At 40.9% G+C, this 2882-nt stretch carries 3 protein-coding genes; all 3 read right to left on the bottom strand.

Annotation, left to right across the window (positions count from 1 at the left end; translation table 11 throughout):
- Positions 1 to 24: 24 nt before the first annotated feature.
- On the bottom strand, positions 25 to 1302 hold the full coding sequence (locus P8O70_21150) for a clostripain-related cysteine peptidase (GenBank protein MDG2199349.1): 1278 nt from the start codon (positions 1300 to 1302) through the stop codon (positions 25 to 27).
- Positions 1303 to 1471: 169 nt separating this feature from the next.
- A complete protein-coding gene (locus P8O70_21145) occupies positions 1472 to 2512 on the bottom strand; it encodes a hypothetical protein (protein MDG2199348.1) in 1041 nt (346 codons plus the stop codon).
- A 173-nt stretch (positions 2513 to 2685) separates the two neighbouring features.
- The coding region (locus P8O70_21140) for a cupin (GenBank protein MDG2199347.1) at positions 2686 to 2882 on the bottom strand (197 nt) is incomplete at its 5' end.

Raw genomic sequence — 2882 nt, 5'->3', positions numbered from 1 at the left:
CCAACTGGTGTCCCATTCTTCATCCTAATTTTCTAAGTCAAAATTTACATTGGCAGCATTAGTGTCTGTTAAATAATTCTCCACCGTGGGTGCTGTTGTATCAGAAGCTTTCGCTGTGCTGTAAGCTCGGGCAAAATCGACCCACTTTTCACTGACTCTTAGTGAATTGTAGTAATCCGTCAGAGCTACAATTGGCTTTACTGCATTTTCAGGAGCGTCAATGGCAACTCCCCAAGAATTAGGACGAGTACCGTCTTCTTTGCTGTAGATAACATAATCGTCAATCGCAGTTATCAACGCTGCTAAGCGGCTCTTTTGATCATCTCCAGTCAATCTCTGTTGAGTCAGATGGCTCATATGCTTCAAATCAACAGAGGAGCGGGTACCTAATTGGGCTGATTTCCCGTATGCTTGAGTTTTTGTTGTACTATTGTTTAGAGCACTGATGACTGTCTGATCGCTTACCTGCAGTTGCCCGGTTAAATTCTCTAGCACTGAATCTAACTGATTGACCACATCTTCGTACTTGCTTAGGTCCACCAAAGAAAGCGTCTTGCCTGAAACTTCGTGGGGATGAGAACCTTTGGCTACAAAGTTATCAATTATACTTTTGGCTGCTGCTGTAGCATTGTCTGCGACAGCGTAAGCCTCTAAAACATGTTCCCAATTCCAGCCATGGCCAGGTTCCAGTTCTTCAGAAGCTAGCAAAAAATCAGCTTTACCTTTAACAACTTTTGCCACTTCCAACGTCGCCATTAAGCAAGAGTCAAAGCCGATCACATCGTAAGTTTGGGTAGCCGTAGCTAATGAATCCTCAATTTCTTTGAGTTGCAAAGGATCGTTGTTAAAGTTTTCATCATTCCCAAAGCCCTCAAGATTGGCCCCATGGTCCCAAAATATGAGCATTCTCTGCTCAAAATTAGTGTATGAATCCAAAAAACTGAGAAACCTCTTCAAAGAACTTGCATCACCCATGTGGGCTTGAGGAGCCACATAAAGATACTCGCTTTCAGACTCGTTGCTAAAAACGCCATCCAAAGAATCGTTTCGAATCTGGTCTAGATTGGCAAACCACATTCCTTTCCAATTGGAAGCTCCTCCGAAAGCAACTATTACTTCCAAATTATCTAATTCTGCACCTGTAGCAGCCACCATTTCTTTGAAGTCGGTCGTGCCTAGCCCAGAATTCCCCTCCAAATCGCTACCCACCATGTAAACTGCGAGTAATTTTTTACCTGTACCATCAACCGTAAGTGGTACTAGTGGGGCGAGTGCACCTGTGCTAGATGCAAACCCTTTCAAACCTGCTCTAGGCTGAACTGTAACTGTATTGGGCTTAGTAACTTTTGTTCCCGATTCACTACTGCTATCACCTCCACTACAGCTTGATAAAATCAGTAGTAGCAAAGAGAGACCGCAGAATAATTGAATTTTTTTCGGTATTTTTATGTCTTACTCCAGATCAAAATAATCAAAAATAACTGATATCACTTAAAGCAATAGATCGAAAACGATAATCTGCAGTGGGCATTTTACTTGTTGGGAGTGCGTATTCGGAATTATTTATTAAATTATATACCGTTGGATCTTGCTCCTGCAATTTGGATTTCGTGTGCGGGCACCATTCAGTCTGAGCTTTCTGTCGTCCAGCCTCGGAAGCATGCATGCCAAAATTAGAACTGACTGCCCAATATATGTATTCTGTGATCATAGTTGCATAGTTAGCAGTGTTATCCTCATAAAAATACCATGCGTTTGTTGAACCACCTACCTTACCTGCATTTGCACAGTCAGAGTTGTTGTAAATCCAAGCACCATTTGTGAGCTGAGTTTGTCGGCCACCTCTGGCAACATCCATTGCCTTCGCAAGTGATGATAATGATTCATTAGATTCACCAAATATCTCAGGATATATTTTAGAATATCCAAATTGAGTAATTAAATGAAATATTTCTTCTACACTGGCGTCATGCTGACCTTCTGACTCATAGTTAACAGTTGTTTCAAAAGCGCCAAGTCCTGCGCTGCTACTCTCTAATCCCAACTTTTCTAGGGGTTCCATTGATATTTCCGATTCATCTTCATTATACATTGAAACAAAAGCCTCTAACTCATTTAGTTTCTTCACAACACAGGAATTATCAACTTCTCCATTCTCATCATTATCAATGAGTTCTGCCATAACATTAGCTGCATGTATCAATTTTTCTTCACTAACTCCAGTCGTCGCTAAAATATTTACACCAAAAATACTAATACCTTTAGTAAATCCAGCTGACTTTGCAGTAGAAGATGACATCTTACTATCAGATGAAAAAATCACATTTGAAGCAGGAATACTTTCATAAATACAACTAGAGGAAACAACATCTTCTCCTTCATTTGTTCCAGAGTCTCCGCTACCAATAGTTGTGTTGTCGCTGCTGCCACTACCCCCACTGCTACAGCTTGATAAGATCAAAAGTAAGGAAGAGAGATAGCAAAGGAGTTGAAGTCTTTTTCTGATTTTCATGCTTTCCCTTTGACAATGAGTGGGTTAGAGCGAATTGTTTTGGCAGAACAAATTTCGTTAAGTAGCTTGTTTTTTCCATGAAATGACAAGGCTTAATTTACTGAAAACTCCAATAATTTCCAAAATGAAAGAACTTCTTTGGCTACACAATTCCTGTAAAGGGCCGATAACTCTCAACGAATAAACTGATTCACATAGTCTTCGCCCAAGCCAACTTCTGTATAATGTTTGCGACACTTCGCAATCCGGGTGAAGACATCGTCGAAGCCTGTGCTGTTTCCATCCGGATCACAATAGATCATTGCTCCATTGACCTGAAAGAGAGTAATCATCTCCTCTACATCTGGATCGACCACTAGCGTGTGTGTTT

Source organism: SAR324 cluster bacterium, assembly GCA_029245725.1.
GTDB lineage: Bacteria > SAR324 > SAR324 > SAR324 > NAC60-12 > JCVI-SCAAA005.
Note: the sequence above shows the minus strand (reverse complement) of the source record. Positions and strands in the feature narration are given on the sequence as shown.

What these genes read in the sequence shown, in the direction of transcription:
- P8O70_21145 (MDG2199348.1), bottom strand. Translation starts at nt 2,512, where the DNA reads ATGAAAATCAGAAAAAGACTTCAACTCCTTTGCTATCTCTCTTCCTTA.